This window comes from Streptosporangium sp. NPDC023615 (genome assembly GCF_040640155.1).
Taxonomy (GTDB): domain Bacteria; phylum Actinomycetota; class Actinomycetes; order Streptosporangiales; family Streptosporangiaceae; genus Streptosporangium.
Window position 1 is genome coordinate 38,069 of the sequence record NZ_JBFABE010000030.1, and the last position, 18,912, is coordinate 56,980.

The 18,912-nt window shown below is 71.8% G+C and carries 19 protein-coding genes and 1 tRNA gene; 5 read left to right on the forward strand and 15 right to left on the reverse strand.

Features of this window, described 5'->3' with window-relative positions; translation table 11 throughout:
* Positions 1 to 8 precede the first annotated feature (8 nt).
* Complete coding sequence (locus tag AB0G16_RS21410) at positions 9 to 182, reverse strand: hypothetical protein (RefSeq protein ID WP_362807427.1); 174 nt, start codon at positions 180 to 182, stop codon at positions 9 to 11.
* Between the two features lie 148 nt (positions 183 to 330).
* Between AB0G16_RS21410 and AB0G16_RS21415 the strand changes: the two genes are divergently transcribed.
* Positions 331 to 1,533, forward strand: a complete 1,203-nt coding sequence (locus AB0G16_RS21415) for a histidine kinase (protein WP_362807429.1) — start codon at positions 331 to 333, stop codon at positions 1,531 to 1,533.
* Positions 1,534 to 1,572: 39 nt separating this feature from the next.
* Here the strand turns inward: AB0G16_RS21415 and AB0G16_RS21420 are convergent, their stop codons facing one another.
* Positions 1,573 to 2,943, reverse strand: a complete 1,371-nt coding sequence (locus AB0G16_RS21420; RefSeq protein WP_362807432.1) for a cystathionine beta-synthase — start codon at positions 2,941 to 2,943, stop codon at positions 1,573 to 1,575.
* A gap of 131 nt (positions 2,944 to 3,074) precedes the next feature.
* On the opposite strand from AB0G16_RS21420, the gene AB0G16_RS21425 reads away from it, so the two are divergent.
* From AB0G16_RS21425 to AB0G16_RS21440, 4 genes are all read left to right on the forward strand, one after another.
* On the forward strand, positions 3,075 to 3,431 hold the full coding sequence (locus AB0G16_RS21425; protein WP_362807434.1) for a hypothetical protein: 357 nt from the start codon (positions 3,075 to 3,077) through the stop codon (positions 3,429 to 3,431).
* On the forward strand, positions 3,371 to 3,820 hold the full coding sequence (locus AB0G16_RS21430) for a hypothetical protein (RefSeq protein WP_362807436.1): 450 nt from the start codon (positions 3,371 to 3,373) through the stop codon (positions 3,818 to 3,820). The genes AB0G16_RS21425 and AB0G16_RS21430 overlap by 61 nt, the downstream gene beginning before the upstream one ends.
* A gap of 59 nt (positions 3,821 to 3,879) precedes the next feature.
* Entirely contained in the window at positions 3,880 to 5,223 is a 1,344-nt protein-coding gene (locus AB0G16_RS21435; protein WP_362807439.1) for a PQQ-binding-like beta-propeller repeat protein, read from the forward strand.
* A gap of 204 nt (positions 5,224 to 5,427) precedes the next feature.
* Entirely contained in the window at positions 5,428 to 6,648 is a 1,221-nt protein-coding gene (locus AB0G16_RS21440) for an acetyl-CoA C-acetyltransferase (protein ID WP_362807442.1), read from the forward strand.
* A 273-nt stretch (positions 6,649 to 6,921) separates the two neighbouring features.
* Here the strand turns inward: AB0G16_RS21440 and AB0G16_RS21445 are convergent, their stop codons facing one another.
* The 13 genes from AB0G16_RS21445 to AB0G16_RS21505 form a co-directional block, all read right to left on the reverse strand.
* Positions 6,922 to 7,332 carry a PPOX class F420-dependent oxidoreductase gene (locus tag AB0G16_RS21445; RefSeq protein ID WP_362807445.1) on the reverse strand — a complete coding sequence of 137 codons (411 nt, stop codon included), beginning with the start codon at positions 7,330 to 7,332 and terminating at the stop codon, positions 6,922 to 6,924.
* A 109-nt stretch (positions 7,333 to 7,441) separates the two neighbouring features.
* Positions 7,442 to 7,669 (reverse strand): DUF4287 domain-containing protein, encoded by a 228-nt coding sequence (locus tag AB0G16_RS21450; RefSeq protein WP_362807448.1) that lies wholly within the window; start codon positions 7,667 to 7,669, stop codon positions 7,442 to 7,444.
* 187 nt (positions 7,670 to 7,856) lie between these two features.
* Positions 7,857 to 8,642, reverse strand: a complete 786-nt coding sequence (locus AB0G16_RS21455; RefSeq protein WP_362807451.1) for a Bax inhibitor-1/YccA family protein — start codon at positions 8,640 to 8,642, stop codon at positions 7,857 to 7,859.
* Positions 8,643 to 9,334: 692 nt separating this feature from the next.
* Positions 9,335 to 9,407 (reverse strand) — tRNA-Leu (locus tag AB0G16_RS21460).
* Positions 9,408 to 9,632: 225 nt separating this feature from the next.
* On the reverse strand, positions 9,633 to 10,949 hold the full coding sequence (locus tag AB0G16_RS21465; protein WP_362807454.1) for an NAD(P)/FAD-dependent oxidoreductase: 1,317 nt from the start codon (positions 10,947 to 10,949) through the stop codon (positions 9,633 to 9,635).
* Positions 10,950 to 11,120: 171 nt separating this feature from the next.
* Complete coding sequence (locus AB0G16_RS21470; protein WP_362807457.1) at positions 11,121 to 11,921, reverse strand: uracil-DNA glycosylase; 801 nt, start codon at positions 11,919 to 11,921, stop codon at positions 11,121 to 11,123.
* A gap of 282 nt (positions 11,922 to 12,203) precedes the next feature.
* Positions 12,204 to 13,292 (reverse strand): hypothetical protein, encoded by a 1,089-nt coding sequence (locus AB0G16_RS21475; RefSeq protein WP_362807460.1) that lies wholly within the window; start codon positions 13,290 to 13,292, stop codon positions 12,204 to 12,206.
* A gap of 213 nt (positions 13,293 to 13,505) precedes the next feature.
* Positions 13,506 to 14,465, reverse strand: coding sequence for a Ppx/GppA phosphatase family protein (locus tag AB0G16_RS21480; protein ID WP_362807463.1), 960 nt, complete (start codon positions 14,463 to 14,465; stop codon positions 13,506 to 13,508).
* A 166-nt stretch (positions 14,466 to 14,631) separates the two neighbouring features.
* On the reverse strand, positions 14,632 to 15,141 hold the full coding sequence (locus AB0G16_RS21485) for a DUF501 domain-containing protein (protein WP_362807466.1): 510 nt from the start codon (positions 15,139 to 15,141) through the stop codon (positions 14,632 to 14,634).
* A gap of 40 nt (positions 15,142 to 15,181) precedes the next feature.
* Positions 15,182 to 15,589, reverse strand: coding sequence for a septum formation initiator family protein (locus AB0G16_RS21490; RefSeq protein ID WP_362807469.1), 408 nt, complete (start codon positions 15,587 to 15,589; stop codon positions 15,182 to 15,184).
* Between the two features lie 186 nt (positions 15,590 to 15,775).
* Positions 15,776 to 17,053: a phosphopyruvate hydratase gene (gene eno / locus AB0G16_RS21495; RefSeq protein WP_362807472.1), complete on the reverse strand. Its 1,278-nt coding sequence runs from the start codon at positions 17,051 to 17,053 to the stop codon at positions 15,776 to 15,778.
* Between the two features lie 208 nt (positions 17,054 to 17,261).
* Positions 17,262 to 18,245, reverse strand: a complete 984-nt coding sequence (locus AB0G16_RS21500; RefSeq protein WP_362807475.1) for a MazG family protein — start codon at positions 18,243 to 18,245, stop codon at positions 17,262 to 17,264.
* A gap of 8 nt (positions 18,246 to 18,253) precedes the next feature.
* Positions 18,254 to 18,889: a SurA N-terminal domain-containing protein gene (locus AB0G16_RS21505; protein ID WP_362807478.1), complete on the reverse strand. Its 636-nt coding sequence runs from the start codon at positions 18,887 to 18,889 to the stop codon at positions 18,254 to 18,256.
* Positions 18,890 to 18,912: the final 23 nt, after the last annotated feature.

The window sequence follows — 18,912 nt, forward strand, 5'->3', positions numbered from 1 at the left end:
CCGCGCCCTCACCGCCAGGAGAGCCGCTCCCCACCGGCCCGGGCCGCCCCTCCCCTCACGTCCCCGTCCCGCCGGTCGGCGTGGTCCTCGCCGATCCGCGAGAGCAGCACCGGGTCGGCCAGCACCAGGACCACACCGACCAGAAGGCCGGCGATCAGCAGCAGTATCCCCACGATGGTCATCTCTTCTCCCCGTCTCTTCCCTCCGCGACCCCTCCAGCATCCGCGCCGGGGGCATCGCGCCACCTCCCCTGAAGGTCCGGTCCAGGCCGGGGACGCTCGGCCGAACGGCCGATACGAATGTCGGCCGTCGGGCCTAGGCTCGGTGACCGTGGGAGAGAACAGCCGGCTCGTGTACTGGGTCAAGAGACTCAGCGAGATCGCGTTGATCGGCTGGCTCCTGTTGCTGCTCCTGATCGACGTGCTGCTGTGGGCGTCCGCGCCCGACGGCGTGGGGTGGCTGACCTCGGTGTGCGGGGGCCTGGGCATCGCGGCGGTGCTGCGGCGCCGGCGGCACCGCGTGAGCGACCTGCGCGTCCTGCTGGTGGTGTCGGTCCTGGCCACATTGATCATCGGGAGCTCCGGCGCGGACGGCACGCCGGGCCTGGCCGAGACCGGGGCGCTGCTGATCCTCGTCGTGGGCGGCCTGCGCTCCATCGAGCCGGTCCGGCGGGCCTCGCTGTTCGCGCTGGCCACGATGGTCGTGCTGGAGATCTCGTGCGCGCGCATCCCCGAGGCGAGCGCCGGGGTGGCGGTCGGGTTCCTGATCTTCGTCGGCTGGTCCTTCGCCGCCGGGACCGGCGCCTACCTCCGCTTCCAGATGGAACGCCGCCGCGAGGCCGTCGACTCGGTACGGCGGGCCGAGCGCCTGGAGCTCGCCAGGGAGCTGCACGACCTGGTGGCCCACCACATCACCGGGATCGTGGTGCAGGCCCAGGCGGCCAAGGTCGTCGCCGAGCAGAAACCCGAGGCCGTGGTCCCCTCGCTGGAGGCCATCGCAGGCGCCGGCGCCGACGCCCTGACGTCGATGCGCCGGCTGGTCGGCGTGCTGCGCGCCCAGGACCAGGCCGCCCGCTCACCGGGCAGCACGCTCATGGACATGCGCACGATGGTGGAGCGCTTCTCCTCGGCCGGCCCCCAGGTGGCCTTCGAGATCGGCCAGGGCATTACCGACGACACCGTGGCCCCCGAGGTGATGACCACCCTTCACCGGGTCCTGCAGGAGTCGCTGACCAACGTCCGGCGGCACGCCCCGGGCACCGGCTGGATCGAGGCCGACCTGAAGCTGGCCGACCGCCCCGACCCGGACCCCTGGAGCGGGCACGTCCCCTGGACCGGGACCACCGTGCGGCTGAAGGTGCGCAACTACGGCTCGGTGACCGACGCGCGGATCAGCCGCCTTGGCGGCGGTTTCGGCCTGGTGGGGATGGCCGAGCGCGTCGAGGCGCTCGGCGGGCGGCTGCTGGCCGGCCCCACCCGGTCCGGGGCGTGGGAGGTCATGGCGGAGTTCCCGCTCCGGCCGGAGACTCCCTGACCGCGGGAGCACGGCACGGCCCCCCGCCCCGGGGTCCGGTCAGTGGTTGGCGAGGAAGGCCAGCAGGTCCTGGCGGGTCAGCAGGCCGACCGGCTTGCCGTCGTCCAGGACGACCGCCGCGTCGGCCTTCTCCAGCGCCTCGACGGCGATGGAGATCGGCTCGCCCGCGCCGATCGTCGGCAGCGGCTGCGACATGTGCGAGGCGATCGGGTCGGTCGGCCGCACCCGGCCCCGGTAGAGGGCGTCCAGCAGGTCGCGTTCCAGGATCGAGCCGACCACCTCGGCGGCCATGACCGGCGGCTCCTCCTTCATCACCGGGAGCTGCGACACCCCGTACTCGCGCATGATCGCGATGGCCGTGTCGACCGACTCGTGCGGGTGGGTGTGCACGAACTCCGGCATGCCGGGGCCCTTGCGGACCAGCACGTCCTTGACCAGGCCCTCCTCGCTGGGGGTGGTCAGGAAGCCGTAGTCGGCCATCCACTCGTCGTTGAAGATCTTCGACAGGTAGCCGCGGCCGCCGTCCGGCAGCAGCACGACGACCACGTCGTCCGGCCCGGCCCGCTCGGCCACCCGCAGCGCGGCGACCGTCGCCATGCCGCAGGAGCCGCCCACCAGCAGCGCCTCCTCGCGGGCCAGGCGCCGGGTCATGCCGAAGGAGTCCCGGTCGGAGACCGCGATGATCTCGTCGCAGATCGTGGTGTCGTAGTTGGCCGGCCAGATGTCCTCGCCGACGCCCTCCACCAGGTAGGGGCGCCCGGTGCCGCCGGAGTAGACCGAGCCCTCGGGGTCGGCGCCGATGACCCTGACCCGGCCGCCGGAGATCTCCTTGAGGTAGCGGCCGGTGCCGCTGACCGTGCCGCCGGTGCCGACGCCCGCCACGAAGTGGGTGATCCTGCCCTCGGTCTGCTCCCAGATCTCCGGACCGGTGGAGTGGTAGTGGCTCTCGGTGTTCTGCGGGTTGGAGTACTGGTCGGGCTTCCAGGCGTTCGGCGTCTCCCTGGCCAGCCGGTCGGAGACCGAGTAGTAGGAGTCGGGGTGGTCGGGGGAGACCGCGGTCGGGCAGACCACGACCTCGGCGCCGTACGCGCGCAGGACCGAGATCTTGTCCTGGGCCACCTTGTCCGGCACCACGAACAGGCAGCGGTACCCCCGCTGCTGGGCCACGATGGCCAGGCCGATCCCGGTGTTGCCCGAGGTGGGCTCCACGATCGTGCCCCCCGGGCGCAGCTCGCCCGACTTCTCGGCGGCGTCGATCATCCGCACCGCGATGCGGTCCTTGACCGAGCCGCCGGGGTTGAAGTACTCCACCTTCGCGAGCACCTGGGCACCGATCCCCTCGGTCACCTTGTGCAGCCGGACGAGGGGGGTGTTGCCCATCAGCTCGACGAGCGAATCATGTACGCGCACCGGGATAATCACCTCGAAATACCAAAGCTGGGTCAGCTTGTTTGTCGTGCGCCGTGATCCCATGGGGGTGGCGGGCCTCGGCGTGGGTTCCAAGGCAACGCTACCGCCCCGCACGGAGGGAGCGACGCCTCGTGATCCGGACGCCCGGGACGGCGCGTGCCGCCCGCCGCATCGCCGCCGCGGCCGCGGTCGGCGGAGGGGGCGTCACCGCGCTCGGCGCGGCGGCCTACGGGCTGCTGCTGGCCGAGGCGCTGGTGGCCCGCCGCGCGGTCGGCCGCCCCCACGGCATGGAGGGGCCGCCGTCCGACGGCGTCTACGGGCCCTTCGGCGGCGAGCCGATCCGGCTGACGATGCTCGGCGACTCCCTCTCGGTCGGGCTGCGCACAAGGCCGTGCGGCGGCTGCGGGAGGCCGGGGCCGAGGTGGTCGTGGGCACCTGCCCGGACCTGGGCACGGTACGGCCGATCGCGCAGCCGCTGCGCTGGGTGACCCGGCGCTGGAGCCGCCAGCTCGCCGCGGCGCAGACCGTCGCGGTGGTCGAGGCGGGCGGGCGGACGGTGGCCTTCGCCGACCTGCTGGGACAGGAGTTCGACACGAACCCGGCGGAGATGTTCGGCCTTGATCGTTACCACCCATCTGCACAAGGTTATCTACAGATCGCTTACGCGGTGCTACCTTCTGTGTGCGGCGCGTTGGAGCTGTGGCCCGAACCCCGGGCCCGGCGCGCCGAGTCGATCTACCTCGCGGCGGCCAAGGCCGCGGAGGAGCCCGGCGCCGAGGTCATCGCGACCCGTGTCGGCGGCCGCGCCACCGGACCTCACGGACGGTGGGCCACCATGCTCGGCCGCAGGCACGGAGCGCGGCCCGACCGCGCCTGAACACGGTCACCCTCCGCCGCGACGCCGTAACGCCTCGCCCGCATTGGAGTGGAATACCCGTGATCCGGCCCCTCGCGAAACCGTCCCTGGTGCTCGCCGGAGTTCTGACCCTGGGCGGCTGCTCCGGCAGTGAAGCGGCCACCCCGAGCCATCCCACCTGGCACAACACCGAGATGAACGCGGTCAGCCGCACCACCGTCGCCGGCGGTGTGGCCGCGACGACCTCCATGAAGCCCGACGGCACCCTCGAGACCGTGGCGCTGGACCTGGTCACCGGCAGAAGGCTGTGGGCTCACCCCTCGACCATGGCGGGCCGCCTGCCCGGCATGGGGGTCTCCCCGCCGGCGATCGTCGAGACCGCCTCCGGGCGGACCGTCGCGGTGGCGATCGATCCGGCCAGGCGGGGGCGCTGGAAGGCCACGCTGGTCGGGCTCGACGGGCGGACCGGGGCACGCAGGTGGACCCGGCCGGTGCACTCCACGTTCGGGCCGCAGCGGTGCGGGGCGTACGTGTGCGTGTCCGAGAACACCGCCCTGGCCGGCGCCCGTGTCGTCGTGCTCGACCCGCTCACCGGCAAGGTCGCCTGGCGGCTGCCCGGCATCGCCGAGGCCCAGTGGTCCGACGCCTCCCGGGTGGTCTTCCTCCGCCTGGCCCGCCACCCCGTCCTGGAGGCGCACGAGCTGGGGACCGGCAAGGTCCTCTGGCGGGTCCCGGTCGAGGACGCCCTCGGCACCGGGATAGACCTGTCCGGTGGCTGGTCCTTCGGCGCGACCGCGACCGACCTCGTCGGGTACGTCGCCCCCTACACCAACCCGAAGACGAACCGGGCCTCCGCCTTCGGCCTGTTCTCGGTCCGCCTCTCCGACGGCAGGATCAACTGGATGCGCCCCTCGGTGGTGCGCGTCTACCCCAGCGGCAGCCCGGGGCTCGCACCGGTGGTCCGCCCGGTCGACCAGGAGGGCCGCTACGGCGGGTTCGCCCGGCTGGCCGCCGAGGACGGCCGGGTGCTCGGGCAGATCTCCGCCGAGCAGGTCCCCGAGGCGGGCTGGTGGCTGGCCTTCCCGCCCCGCATGGAGAAGGTCGGTTTCCTGCGGCACGGCAAGCCCGGCACGGCCTTCGACCTTCCCACCGGCCGCGCCGCCGACGTCAGGGACGCGCACGCCTGGTCCTTCTGCGTGACCGACCCCAAGCCGCTCCCGCTCAAGGGCCAGCCTCCCGGCTTCTACTCGGTGGCCTCGCTCTGCGAGTTCCGGCTCTCCGACGGCACGCGGGTCGCCGGGCCGGGCGTCCCGCCCGCCTGGTTCACCGGCAGCCAGAACGGGTGGCGGATGTGGCGCGACGAGAAGGGCGGCCTGCACGGCATCAAGGACGGCGACGGCACCGCTCCCGGCATGTACGGCTGACACCCGGCACGCGCACACGGCCGGCATCCGGCACGCCCGGCCGCGCGCCGGCCGCGTGACCGGTCCGCACGGCGGGCCCCGTCTCCGGACGGGGCCCTGTGCGTCCGGTACAACATTCTGTTTCGGCCACCCCCGGGACGTGGATTCCCGCATACCGCGCGGTACGCTCCGCTGCAGGAGCAGATACGAACCCAGGAGAGCCACATGCCCGAGGCAGTCATCGTCGCGACCGCGCGCTCGCCCATCGGACGCGCCTTCAAGGGGTCCCTCAAGGACATCCGCCCCGACGACCTGACCGTACAGATCATCCAGGCGGCGCTTGCCAAGGTCCCCCAGCTCGACCCGACCACGATCGACGACCTCATGCTGGGCTGCGGCCTGCCCGGCGGTGAGCAGGGCTTCAACATGGGCCGCGTGGTCGCCACCCTGCTCGGCCTGGACACCGTTCCGGGCACCACCGTGACCCGCTACTGCTCGTCCTCCCTGCAGACCACCCGGATGGCCCTGCACGCCATCAGGGCGGGCGAGGGCGACGTCTTCGTCTCCGCGGGCGTGGAGTGCGTCTCCCGCTTCGCCAAGGGCAACTCCGACTCGCTGCCCGACACCCAGAACGCGCTCTTCGACGACGCCCGCGCCCGCTCGGCCCGGGCAGCCGAGGGAGGCGGCGAGGTCTGGCGCGACCCGCGCGAGGACGGCCTGCTGCCCGACATCTACGTGGCGATGGGCCAGACCGCCGAGAACCTCGCCGCGCTCAAGGGCGTCTCGCGCCAGGAGCAGGACGAGTTCGGCGTCCGGTCCCAGAACCTGGCGGAGAAGGCCATCGCAGGAGGCTTCTGGGAGAAGGACATCACCCCGGTGACCCTGCCCGACGGCACCGTGGTGAGCAAGGACGACGGCCCCCGCGCCGGGACCACCTACGAGGCGGTCTCCGGGCTCAAGCCGGTCTTCCGGCCCGACGGCACGGTCACCGCGGGCAACTGCTGCGCGCTGAACGACGGCGCCGCCGCGGTGATCGTGATGAGCGACACCAAGGCCGCCGAGCTGGGCATCACCCCGCTGGCCCGGATCGTCTCCACCGGCGTGACCGGCCTGTCCCCCGAGATCATGGGCCTCGGCCCGGTCGAGGCCTCGAAGCAGGCGCTGGCCCGGGCGGGCATGTCCATCGGCGACGTGGACCTCGTCGAGATCAACGAGGCGTTCGCCGCCCAGGTCATCCCGTCCTACCGGGACCTCGGCATCGACCTCGACCGGCTCAACGTCAACGGCGGTGCCATCGCGGTGGGGCACCCCTTCGGGATGACCGGTGCCCGGATCACCTCGACGCTGCTCAACAGCCTGGCCTTCCACGACAAGGCGATCGGCCTGGAGACCATGTGCGTCGGCGGTGGCCAGGGCATGGCCATGGTCCTGGAACGCCTCAGCTGACCGAGCGCGCCGCCCGGGGACGACGCGCCCCGGGCGGCGCCGGAGCCCCCGGCCCGAACGACTCCGAGGGACTCCGGGCGGCTCCGGGCGGCTCGGCGGGCTCCGGGGCGCTCCGGGGCGCTCCGGGGCGCTCCGGGGGTCGAACGGATCCGGGCGGCTCAAGGCGCTCAGGGCAGCTCAGGGCAGCTCAGGACGGCTCAGGACGGCTCAGGACAGGTGCCCTTCTCACCCTTCGCGGCCCCGTCCCGGCCTCCCGCCGGTTGCGTGGACCCGTCAGCCGTGGACGTCGGGGCCGGCCCGGGTGATGTCGATCCTCACGATCACCCGCCGGTCCTTCTCCATGACCGCCCGGTAGTCGTCCCAGTCGGGGTGCTCACCGGAGATGTCGCGGTAGTAGGAGACGAGGAGCTCCATCGCCTCGGGGAGCGGGACGATCTCGGCCGTGCCGTCGATCTGGACCCACTCGCCGAAGAAGGCGTCCGTCGTGACGCAGAGCGAGACCTTCGGGTCCCTGCGCAGGTTGCGGACCTTGGCCGCGGTCTCCCGGGTGCTGATGATCGGATTCCCCCGCGCGTCGATCCCCACCGTCACCGGGGAGAGCTGGGGGCGGCCGTCGGCGTGCGTGGTCAGCATGACCGCGCGGTGGTTGGCGCGGATGAAGGCACGTGCCCTGTCATGATCCATACGTCCATCATGACGGGCCCGTCGAACACGATCCAGGTCTCCGTCGTGGGCCGGCATGTCGGAGCCCGCACCACCGGGATGGCGCGGGCTCGGCTGAGATCGGCGGCCTCTACAGGTAACGGTTACGACGGTGCCGCTCGTGCTCGTGCACGATGGCGGCGGCGTAGCCGTGGGACAGCCCGTGCTCGTCGGCGAGCCAGGTGGCGCGCTCGTCGCAGCGGAGGAACGACGGGCCGTTGTCGATTGCCTGGAACCACTCCGGGAGTGCGCGCCCCGTGATGTCCGGGACCCTTGCGATCAGCTTGCTCTGCGTCTCCATTGAGTGGTTCAACGACATGGGCACCTCCACGGATAGGCTCCTTTGCTCGACAGTGCATCACGAAAGCGCAGATGGCAAGCCCCGCGATGCTTCTTCCGTCGTGCTTCGTCCATCCCCCGGCCGCCGCCTGTTCACTCGTGCCCCGGCCCGGAAAACCGGAGAGCCCCGCCGGAGGGGTTCCGGCGGGGCTCTCCTTGAGGATTCGTCAGTCGCTGCTGCTGAAGTAGCTCAGCAGACGCAGGATCTCCAGGTAGATCCAGACCAGCGTCATGGTGAGGCCGAAGGCCATCAGCCAGGAGTACCTCGCCGGGACGCCGTCCCGCACCCCGCGCTCGACCTGGTCGAAGTCGAGGAGCAGGAAGAAGCAGCCGATGAGGATCGTGGCGATGCTGAACACGTACGCCAGCGGGCCACCGGCGCGGATGCCGATGCCGTCCTCGATGAAGAACCCGGCCAGCAGGTTGACGAGCATGAGGCCCATCAGGCCCAGGCCCGCCGCCACGACGAACTTGGTGAACTTCGGCGTGACCCGGATGATGCGCAGCGAGTAGACCGTCAGCATGGCGCCGAAGGCCAGGGCCGTGCCCACCACCGCCTGGAAGACGATCCCGGCGTAAAGATCGTTGTAGACGTGGCTGATCACACCGATGGCGACACCGTAGGCGACGGAGTAACCGAGGATCAGCACCGGGTTGGTGCTCTGCTTGAACGAGATCACCAGGGCCAGCACCAGGCCGACGATGACGCCGACGATCGCCGCGACCATGCCGAGGTTGAGCACCCAGGCCGCCGCCGCCGTCACGACCAGCGTGCCCAGCGTGATGAAACCGCGCACGACCACGTCGTCGATCGTCATCGCCCGCTGCGCGGGCGGCGCGTACGAGGGCGTGTCGTACATACCCTGAAGCTGGTCAGGGGTGGGGGTCGGCATGCCCCAGCCCTGCTGATTCCCCTTAGCCTGCCGACTGAAAATGGGGTTCCTGCTCTCCATCGCTGCCTCCACGCTGCGACCTACGCGATCAGCGTATTAGATCGGTTGTCACACGGCCGTATCGTGTTGATATCCATGTTGCTCGGATGGCCGCACGGCTACCGCCGCTGGTGTCAACGAACGGGTGCCGCGTCTGGTTCCCGGGCCTCACATCCGTTTCACCGGCCGCCCGCCGGAAAGGCGCCCCGAGGTCCGCGAGGTCCGCGTCCGCCCCGGACATCCGCTGCCCGATCCCCGTACGCCGGTCATGCTCGCCTCAACCCTCACGGGCCTCATTTTATGCCCGCCACCCTGGGGATCTCCAGAATGCGGGAATCGGGCTTTCGCGGTGTTCCGGACGCCCGGCGCGCCTGCCCGCGCCCGGCCCCGCGCCCGGGGCGCGACACGGTGACGGTGGCGACGGCGGTGCGTCACCGCCACCCGGACGGCGCTCTTCCCGGCTCTCCTCGGGCCCTCCCGGGGCCTTTCCCGGCGTGACGCCCCGAGGCCGGTCCACCGCCCGGCCGCCCCACCGGCGCCGGGCCGGCCACCCCGCCGGTCCGGCCGGCCGTCCCGCCGGGAAAAGACCCATGAGTGCATTCGCGGGCCGATGACGTCCGTTCGGCGACAAACCGCGCGGGAGTGGCCGCCACGAAAAGAGCCACGGTCGCGTTTCCACTGCTCGGGGGCACCATTCGGCGGGTCTCCATAGGTGCCCCCGGAGGGACTCGAACCCTCACTCGAACCCTTTTAAGGGGTTTGCCTCTGCCATTGGGCTACGGGGGCGCCGTAATCATACGTAACGGACCACTCATGCGTAACCGCTGGAGCCAACCGTCGCATGTCCGGCGGCCGGAAATCTACGGATCGCCCCGAATACCGGTGATCCGGATGGGACGAAGAGCCACGTGAAACGACGAATCCGGAGGCGGGCGACATCGCCCGCCTCCGGATTCGAACCGTCCGGTTCCGCGTCCTCGGAGCTCATGGAGCTCGTAAGGCTCGCGGAGCTCAGCTCGCCGCCGCCCTGCGGAACTCCGTGCGGGGCTCCTCGATCTCCCCGAGGGAGACGGTCTCGCGCTTGAAGAAGAGCGCCAGGGTCCAGTCGGCGGTCACGCGGACCTTGCGGTTGAAGGTGGGGACCCGCGACAGGTGGTAGGTGCGGTGCAGGAACCACGCGAGCAACCCGCGGACCTTGATCCCGTAGACGTTGGCGACGCCCTTGTGCAGGCCCAGCCCGGCCACGGAGCCCACGTAGCGGTGGCGGTAGTCGACCAGCTCCTGACCGCGCAGGCTGCGGGTGATGTTGTCGGCCAGGACCTTGGCCTGCCGTACGGCGTGCTGCGCGTTGGGCGCGCAGTACTGACCGGGGTTGGTCACGTCGGGCACGCCCGCCACGTCGCCGGCCGTGTAGGCGTCCTCGACGCCGACCACGGTCAGGCGGGTGGTGGCCTTGATCCGGCCACGCTCGTCCAGCGGCAGGTCACCGGCGTTGACGACCGGGCTGGGCTTCACACCGGCGGTCCACACGATGGTGGCCGCCTCGAACTCGTCACCGTCGGAGAGCTTGACCAGGCCGCCCTCGCAGGAGTCCAGCCGGGTGTTCATCTTGAGCTCGATGCCGCGCTCACGCAGCTGCTCGGCGGTCCACTTGCCCATCTCCGGGCCCACCTCGGGCAGGATGCGGTCGGTGGCCTCGACGAGGACCCAGCGCATGTCCGCACGGGAGATGTTGCGGTAGTAGCGGGCGGCGTCGACCGCCATGTCCTCCAGCTCGGCGAGCGCCTCGATGCCGGCGTAGCCGCCGCCGACCACGACGAACGTCAGGGCGCGCCTGCGCAGGCCCTCGTCGTCGTCGCTCTCGGCCCGGTCGAGGAGCTCCAGCACCCGGTTGCGGAGCGCGATGGCCTCGCCGACGGTCTTGAAGCCGATCGCGGCGTCGGCCAGGCCGGGGATGGGGAGGGTCCGGGAGACCGAACCGGCGGCCATGACCACGATGTCGTACTCGATCTCGTGGGGCGTGCCGACGTTGGGGGCGAAGGTGACCGACTTGGCCGCGTGGTTGACCTTGGAGACCTTGCCGTTGAGGATCGTCGCCTTCGAGAGCACCCGGCGCAGGGGCACCACCACGTGCCGGGGCGAGAGGTTTCCGGCCGCCGCCTCGGGCAGGAAGGGCTGGTAGGTCATGTGGGACTCGGGGGTGAGAACGGTGATTCGCACGCTTCCGTCGCGCAGTTCCTTGCGAAGGGTGTGCTGCAGGCGCAGCACGGTGTAGAGGCCGACGTAGCCTCCGCCGACTACCACGATGTGCTTGGAGTTGCGGTCCACTGTGACGCCATCCTTAAGTTTCGAGGCTTGTGAAACCTTTCACAAGCATACCTCCGCGTCTCCCCACGCGCCAGGGGCGCCTCCGGCAACGGGGCCGGATTTTTCGCTGCTGGTTAGGAAAATCAGTTTTTCACAGGATAATTCCGTGCGATCTTCCCTTTGTGATCGACTTCACAAGGTGCGCAGGGCGTTCGCCCTGGTGAAGAGGTCGTCGAGCATCCGGGCGGTCACCCGGCCGGTGAAGGTGTTCTGCTGGCTGGGGTGGTAGCAGCCCAGCAGCCATGTCCGGGTGCCCGAGGAGGAGACGAGCTCCACTTCGGCGCCGTGACCGAAGGAGGGTCGCGGGCGGGGCACCGTGTAACCGGCCTCCCCGAGGGCGGGCCAGAGCGCCTGCCAGGCGAACCCGCCGAGCGCGACGACCACCCGCAGGTCGGCCGAGGCCAGGGCGATCTCGCGGGCCAGCCAGGGGGAACACGCCGCCCGCTCGGCCGGTTCCGGCTTGTTGGCGGGCGGGGCGCACCGCACGGCCGCCGCCGTCCGCGCGCCGATCAGGCGCTGCCCGTCGCCTGCGCGCACGCTCGTCTCCTGCGCGGCCAGGCCCGTCCGGTACAGCGAGGCGAACAACCAGTCACCGCTGCGGTCCCCGGTGAAGATCCTGCCCGTCCTGTTGCCGCCGTGCGCCGCCGGGGCCAGCCCCACGATGAGCACCTGCGGCCTCTCCTCGCCCCACCCGGCGATGGGCCGCCCCCAGTAGGTCTCCGTGGCGAACGCCCGCCTCTTGACCGTCGCCACCTCCTCGCGCCACTCGACCAGGCGCGGGCAGGCCCGGCAGACGGACTGGGCGGCCGCGAGCCCGCCGAGGTCGGGGATCCTCGACGCGAGCTCGCGCACCTCGTCGGGGGTGCGGGCGACGGGGGTGTCGGGCCGGGCGGGGTCTTCGGGCCAGCCCGAGCCGGGAGGAACGTGGGTCATCCTCCGATGGTGCCCGATCCCGGGCCCGCCCGGGCCGTCCCGCACCCGCCCCGGGCCCGCCTTGAACCGTCCCGGGTCCGCCTCGGACCGCCCGGAGTCCACTCGGAGCCCACTCGGAGCCCGCCCGGAGGCCGCGCCGGGCCGCGCCGGGCCGCGCCGGCACGCGAAAAGGCGGCGCCCGCGAGGTGCGGACGCCGCCTGTCGTACTCGGGGAACGGCCGGCGCCGAGGCACCGGCCGCGTCACCGTGACCCGTCAGGTGTCACCGTGACCTGCCGGACCGTCAGGCGCCGGAGGCCGAGGTGCTCGGAGCCGGGGCGGGCGCGTCACAGGTGAACTCGCCCTTCTCGGCGGCGGTGGTCGGGCCGCCGTCGACCTCGATCGCGCGCCTGGACTCGTTCTTGCCGACGGCCGAGACGGTCCAGGTGTCGCTCACGCTCACGCTCTGCGGGCCGTGACCGCCGAAGTACTGACGCTGCCAGTCGCCCGCGACGCCGTCACGGATCCAGCGGTACTTCACCGCGACGTGGCCGCGGGAGACGCCGATCGTGCCGGTGAAGGTACGGGTCGCCGGGCAGGCGCCGGAGGCCTTGGCCGGAGCGCTGACCGAGGCCGAGACCTTGGGAGCCTCGTCCTGGCAACGGATCTTGAAGTACTCGCGGCCGGAGGAGGTGTCCACCGGGCCCAGGATCTCCAGCGAGGCCCAGCCCCTGAAGTCGTCACGGGGCTTGATCACGTGGAAGACCCTGCGCGAACCGTCGACGCGGACGGCGTCACGCTCGACAACGTGGCCGTTGACGACGAACTGGTAGCGCACCCAGCGGGTGCCGGAGGCGCTGATGCGGCCGACCAGGGTGGCCTTGCAGTCACCCTCGTCCACCCAGAGCCGCGCGTCGACGCGAGGCTTGGGCGGCCGGATGACCTCGTGGTCGTCCTCGCCCCCGCCGCAGGAGACCGCGAAACGGCCCTTGGCGGAGGTGGCGGCGCGGGGAGCCAGGAGCTGGATGGCCTGCCAGCCCTTGACGTCGCCCTTGAAGGTGGCGCTCTCCCTGACGGTGAAGTGCTTGACGCCCTTGCCGCGGAAGGTGAAGCTCTTCACCTTGCCCTTGGACCCGTCACCGCGCAGCCAGCGGTAGGCGACGGTGGTCTTGCTCTTGACGGCCTTCACCTTGAGCTTCGAGGAGAAGGTCACCTTGACCGGGCACTCGCCGCTGTACCTGGCGGGCGAGGCCTTGGGCGTGCCGGCCCAGACCGCGGGCCTGGGCTTCGGCTTGGCGACGGCCGAGGTGGCCGCCGTCGCCGTCTGGCTTCCGCTGGCCGCCGCTGCGGGCGTGACCAGCAGGCCAGTCGCCATCGTCGCCAGCATGGCCACGCCGGCTCCTGTTGCGGCTAGCTTTCGTGCTAGTCCGGACTTCATGAGGGGGTGCTCCGTTCGTTGGGAGACAAGATCGCCCATAGGAGACGGTTGCCGCCCCGGCGTCATCCGTGCCAGGTCTCACGGCAAAGCCTCCCCAAGGCTCCTTTAGCACACCATAAACGGAAAATCTTTCTCAATACTCCTGAACGCCAGAATTGTTACGGCTTGTTATGGTTTAGCGATAGACCATGCGATACCGTCGAGGATGTCACGCTCGCTGGTGACCACTTCGCCGAAACCGTACCGGCTCACTATGCGGTCCAGGATGAGCGCTCCCGCGCCGATGACGTCGACCCGTCCCGGATGCATGACGGGAATCGCCGAGCGCCGCGCGACGGCCATTCCAAGCAACCGCTCGGCGATGTCATGCACCTGACCTGCCGCGATTCTTGAATGGTGGATTTTCTCCGGGTCGTACTCCGGCAGTTCGAGCGCCATCCCGGCGACGGTGGTGACGGAGCCGGCGAGCCCGACCAGGGTCATCGCCCGCTCCACGGGCACCTCGGCCGCCACCCGGTCCAGCGCGTCGTCGATGTCGGCCGTCGCCGCCTCGACCGCCTCGGCCGACGGCGGGTCGCCGGCGTCGCGCAGGTGCCGCTCGGTCAGCCGGACGCACCCGATGTCCACCGAGAGGGCGGCCTCCACGTGCGTGGAGCCGAGCACGAACTCGGTCGACCCCCCGCCGATGTCGACCACCAGGTACGGCGGGCGGGTGCCCTCGCAGGAGGGCATCCCCGTCTCGGGCGAGAGCCGCACCAGATCCCGGGTGGCGCCGGTGAACGACAGCTCCGCCTCCTCGGCCCCGGTGATCACCTCGGGTTCCGTCCCGAAGATCTCACGTACGCCGTCCACGAACTCCTGCCGGTTGGCGGCGTCGCGGGTGGCACTGGTGGCGACCACCCGGACCCGGGCGGCCTCGTGCCGGTCGATGAGCCCGGCGTAACCGCGCATGGCGGTGAACGTGCGCTCCAGGGCCTCGGGGGCGAGCCTGCCGGTCCTGTCGACGTCCTGGCCCAGCCGGACGATCTCCATCCGGCGTTCGACGTCGGAGAGACCGCCGGCGCCGACGGCGGCGATGAGCAGGCGGACGGAGTTGGTGCCACAGTCGATCGCGGCGACGCGCATCACGCGGCCTCCTTCGGGGCTCGGGACAGGGCCGGGGTCGGGGTCGGGTTCACGGCCACGGTCCGGGACGCGACCGCGACCGGGATCGAGGCCGAGGTCGAGATCAAGGCCGGGGGCGGCGTCGGGGGCCGGGAGGCGGCCGGGGGCGCGGTCCTGGGCGGGAGCGGGGTCATCGCGGGTCCGCGTCCTCGACGCAGGGCCCGGCGGCCCACCACGCGCCGAGCGCGTCGAGGGTCTCACGGCCGAACGGGTTGCCACCGGGCACCGCGAGCTCGTGCCCGGCCAGGGCGTGCAGGCACTTCACCCGGGTGGGCATGCCCCCGGTGCTCTGCATGTCCCGTGGCAACGGCTCCAGGCCGTCCTCGGCGGCGGCCCGGTCGCGGCGGGCCAGGTAGTCCTCGTGGGCCGCCCGGTAGGCCTCGGCCAGCTCCGGGTCGTCGGCCAGCCTGGCCTGCATCTCCCGCATGATCCCCGACGTCTCCAGCGTGCCGATGGCGGAGGCCGCCCGGGGGCACGTCAGGTAGAACAGCGTCGGGAACGGCGACCCGTCGGGCAGCCTCGGCGAGGTCTCGACGACGTCGGGCAGCCCGCACGGGCAGCGGTGCGCCACCCCGCGCAGTCCTCGCGGCGTCCGGCCGAGCTGTCGCTCCACCGCCGCCACGTCGCGGTCATCGACCATTCGTGACACCCCCTGAAAGACGAGGACCAGGGTATCGGCGTCACCCGGTCTCCTTGGCCGCCTTCTCCCCGCCGCCGCTGTCGGCGGCCTTGACCGAGTCCCACAGGGTCGCGTACCACGGCGGCCTGACCGTGGCCTTGCGCTGACCGGCGCCGCCGTCGCGGGAGGGCGTCTTGCCCATGACGACGTAGCACTTCTCCCCGGGGGCGCAGTAGAAGAGCCGCTCCCTGCCCACCCGCTTGATGAAGCCCGGGTCCCGCGACTGCCTGAGGCGGTCGTCCAGGGCCTTGATCGCGGCGATCTCCCTGGCCTTCTCCTGCTCCAGGTGGGCGATCTGGCGACGCTGGACGACGTACTCCCTGACGGGGTAGGCCAGGCTCATGGCGATCGCGCAGACCACGATCGCGAGGATCGCGGCCCGTCCGGTCAGCTGTGGCCGTGCCGCCATCGCCCCTCCTTCGTCCGCTTCGTCCGCTTCGTCCGTGCGCGTCCGTGCGCGTCCGTGACGCGGGCCCCTGCCCCGTACGGGGACCGATCCCGGCACCGGCGCTCCCGCCCCCGGACCGGCCCGCCCGGAGGCCCGCTCCCGGGCGGGAGCGGGCCTCCGGGCGGAAGGCCGCCGCCGGAACCGAAACTACCGGCGGAACCTCGGGAACGCGGCGCGACCCGCGTAACGGGCCGCGTCGTCCAAAAGCTCCTCGATGCGGAGGAGCTGGTTGTACTTGGCCACCCGGTCGGAACGGGCCGGGGCACCGGTCTTGATCTGGCCGCAGTTGGTGGCCACGGCGAGGTCGGCGATCGTGGTGTCCTCGGTCTCGCCGGAGCGGTGGCTCATCATGCAGCGGTAGCCGCTGCGGTGGGCCAGGTCCACCGCGTCGAGCGTCTCGGTCAGGGTGCCGATCTGGTTGACCTTGACCAGCAGCGCGTTGGCGGTGCCCTCGGCGATGCCGCGGGCCAGGCGCTCGGGGTTGGTCACGAACAGGTCGTCGCCGACGAGCTGCACCTTGTCGCCGAGGGCGCGGGTGATGGCGTTCCAGCCCTCCCAGTCGCTCTCGTCCAGCGGGTCCTCGATGGAGACCAGCGGGTAGTTCGCGACCAGGTCCTCGTAGAAGGCGATCAGCTCGGCCGAGGACAGGCCCTTGCCGTCGATGGTGTAGACGCCGTCGGAGTGGAACTCGGAGGCGGCCACGTCCAGGGCCAGCCCGATGTCCTCGCCCGCCACGTATCCGGCCTTCTCGATCGCGACCAGGATGAGGTCGAGCGCGTCGCGGTTGGAGGGCAGGTTCGGGGCGAAGCCGCCCTCGTCGCCAAGACCGGTGGCGTAGCCCTTCTCCTTGAGCACGGCCTTGAGCGCGTGGTAGACCTCGGTGCCCATCCGCACGGCCTCGCGGAACGTCTCCGCCCCGATGGGCGCGATCATGAACTCCTGGACGTCGACGTTGCTGTCGGCGTGCGCGCCTCCGTTGAGGATGTTCATCATCGGCACCGGCAGCACGTGCGCGTTCGGCCCGCCGAGGTAGCGGAACAGCGGCAGCTCGGCGCTCTCGGCGGCGGCCTTGGCCACGGCCAGCGAGACGCCCAGGATCGCGTTGGCGCCCAGCCGCGCCTTGTTGGGCGTGCCGTCCAGGTCGATCATGACCTGGTCGATGCTGCGCTGCTCGGTCGCGTCGAAGCCGAGGATCTCGTCGCCGATCTCGTCGGTCACCCCGAGGACGGCCTTCTCCACGCCCTTGCCGCCGTAACGCTCGTCGCCGTCACGCAGCTCCACGGCCTCGAACTGGCCGGTCGAGGCACCGCTGGGGACCGCGGCGCGGCCCTGGCTGCCGTCGTCCAGGAGGATGTCGACCTCGACCGTCGGGTTGCCCCGGGAGTCAAGGATCTCGCGGGCGGTTACGCCCTCGATGGAAGCCACGAAGCGCTCCTAAAGTCGCAGGACAGTTTGCCTCAGAAGCCTACCGAGCCTTACTTACCGGTACGTCGGCCGGTACCGGGTACCGCGATCCCGTCGTCCGGCGGCCGGGAACCCTTCACGTCCCGGACACCTCACGGCCGCGGAACCCCCGCGACCGGGGCCCCCTCACGGCCGCGAACCCCTCGCGGTCCGGGCCCTCGCGGCGGCGTCAGGGCAGCCCGTCGCGGACCCGGTCACGGTAGGCGCGGGCGACGGCGCGCAGCTCGGCCTCCGGGTCGAGCCCGGCCGCGTGCGCCTGGCGGACCAGCTCGAAGAGCCGCGCGCCCAGGCCGTCGGCCGGGACCCCCTCGGGAAGCTCCACCGGGGCCCCGGCGCGCTCGGCGCGGCGCAGGAGCTGGGCGGCCAGGGAGAGGGCGGGCTGGCCCATCGGGACGCCGTCGACGGCCGAGCCCGGATCGCCGCCGTTCTTGGCCGCCCGCTCGGCCGCCTTGATCGTCTCCCAGTTGGCGCTGACCTCGCCCGCGCCGTCCACCCGGGTGTCGGCGAAGACGTGCGGGTGGCGCCGGACGAGCTTGGAGACGATCCCGTCGGCCACGTCGTCGATGTCGAACCCGCCGTCGTCACTGTCGCCCGAGCCGCCGCCGACGCCTGCGCCGGCGCGGTCCCGGGCGACCCTGGCGTGGAAGGCCACCTGCAGCAGCAGGTCGCCCAGCTCCTCGCGGAGCGCCGCGTGGTCGCCCTCCTCGATGGTCTCCAGCACCTCGTAGGCCTCCTCGATGAGGTACGGGGCCAGGGACTCGTGGGTCTGGCGGGCGTCCCAGGGACACTCGACGCGAAGGCGGTCCATCACCCCGACCAGGTCCAGCAGCCGGGCGCCGGGCAGGTCGTAGGAGCCGGGCACGATCTCGATCACCGGCGGGTCGTCGAGGGCCACGGCGGCGTGGCCGATCGAGCGCATCAGCGCCTCGTCGGCCTCCAGCCACACCACGGTCGCCTCCTGGGCCTCGCGGACCAGCGCGGGCGGGTCCGGGACGACCACCTCGACCTCGATCCCGGCCTCGGCGAGGTAGGGCAGGTGCGGGTGGGCGGCGGAGCCGGTGCGGACCGGCCCCTCCTGGAGCGCCTGCCACGCGCGGTGGCCGAGCAGCCCCGGGGCGACCCGGGGCGAGGTGGTGACGACGATCAGCGGCATGCCGGGCGCTACTGCTGCGGCGGCACGGGAGCCGCCGGGGCCTTGACCTGGGTGCTGAAGCGGTCGCCGGCGACGAAGAGGCCGGGCTGCTGCTCGCTCGGCGCCGTGTTGAGCTGGCCGTAGCGGGGGTTCCATTCGACCTTCACGGTCGCCGCGTCCTTCTCGGCCTGCGGCCTGCCCTTGTCGACGGACGCCTGGTCCATGCCCCCGCCGTAGCCGCCGGCGAGCTTCTCGACCATCACCTGCGCCCGCAGGAACTCGCGCATCCGCGAGGGGGGCACCGCGACCTGGAGCAGCTGCTGCTCCAGCTTCTGCATGCCTCCCAGCCTGGCGACCAGCTGGTCGACCTCGCCCTCGGTGGCCGTGAGGCCCTTGCGCTCGGCGGCCTTCACGAACTTCTTGGCGGTGACCATCTGGTAGAGCACGACCTGCGGGACGCTGCCCGGGAACTGCAGCTGCGCGGGGGTGGCGCCGACCTTGGCCAGCGCCCCCTCGTACTCGCGCACGTCCCTGTCCAGCTCGGCGGAGCTGATCCGTTCCCCGCTCACGATCGCGGCGGCGCCGGCCTGGTTGGGCGAGCAGGCGGTCAGCGCGACCCCGGCGGCGGCGACCGCCAGGATGACGCGTACTCGAGTCGACTTCACATGCGTTCCCTTCACGACAAACG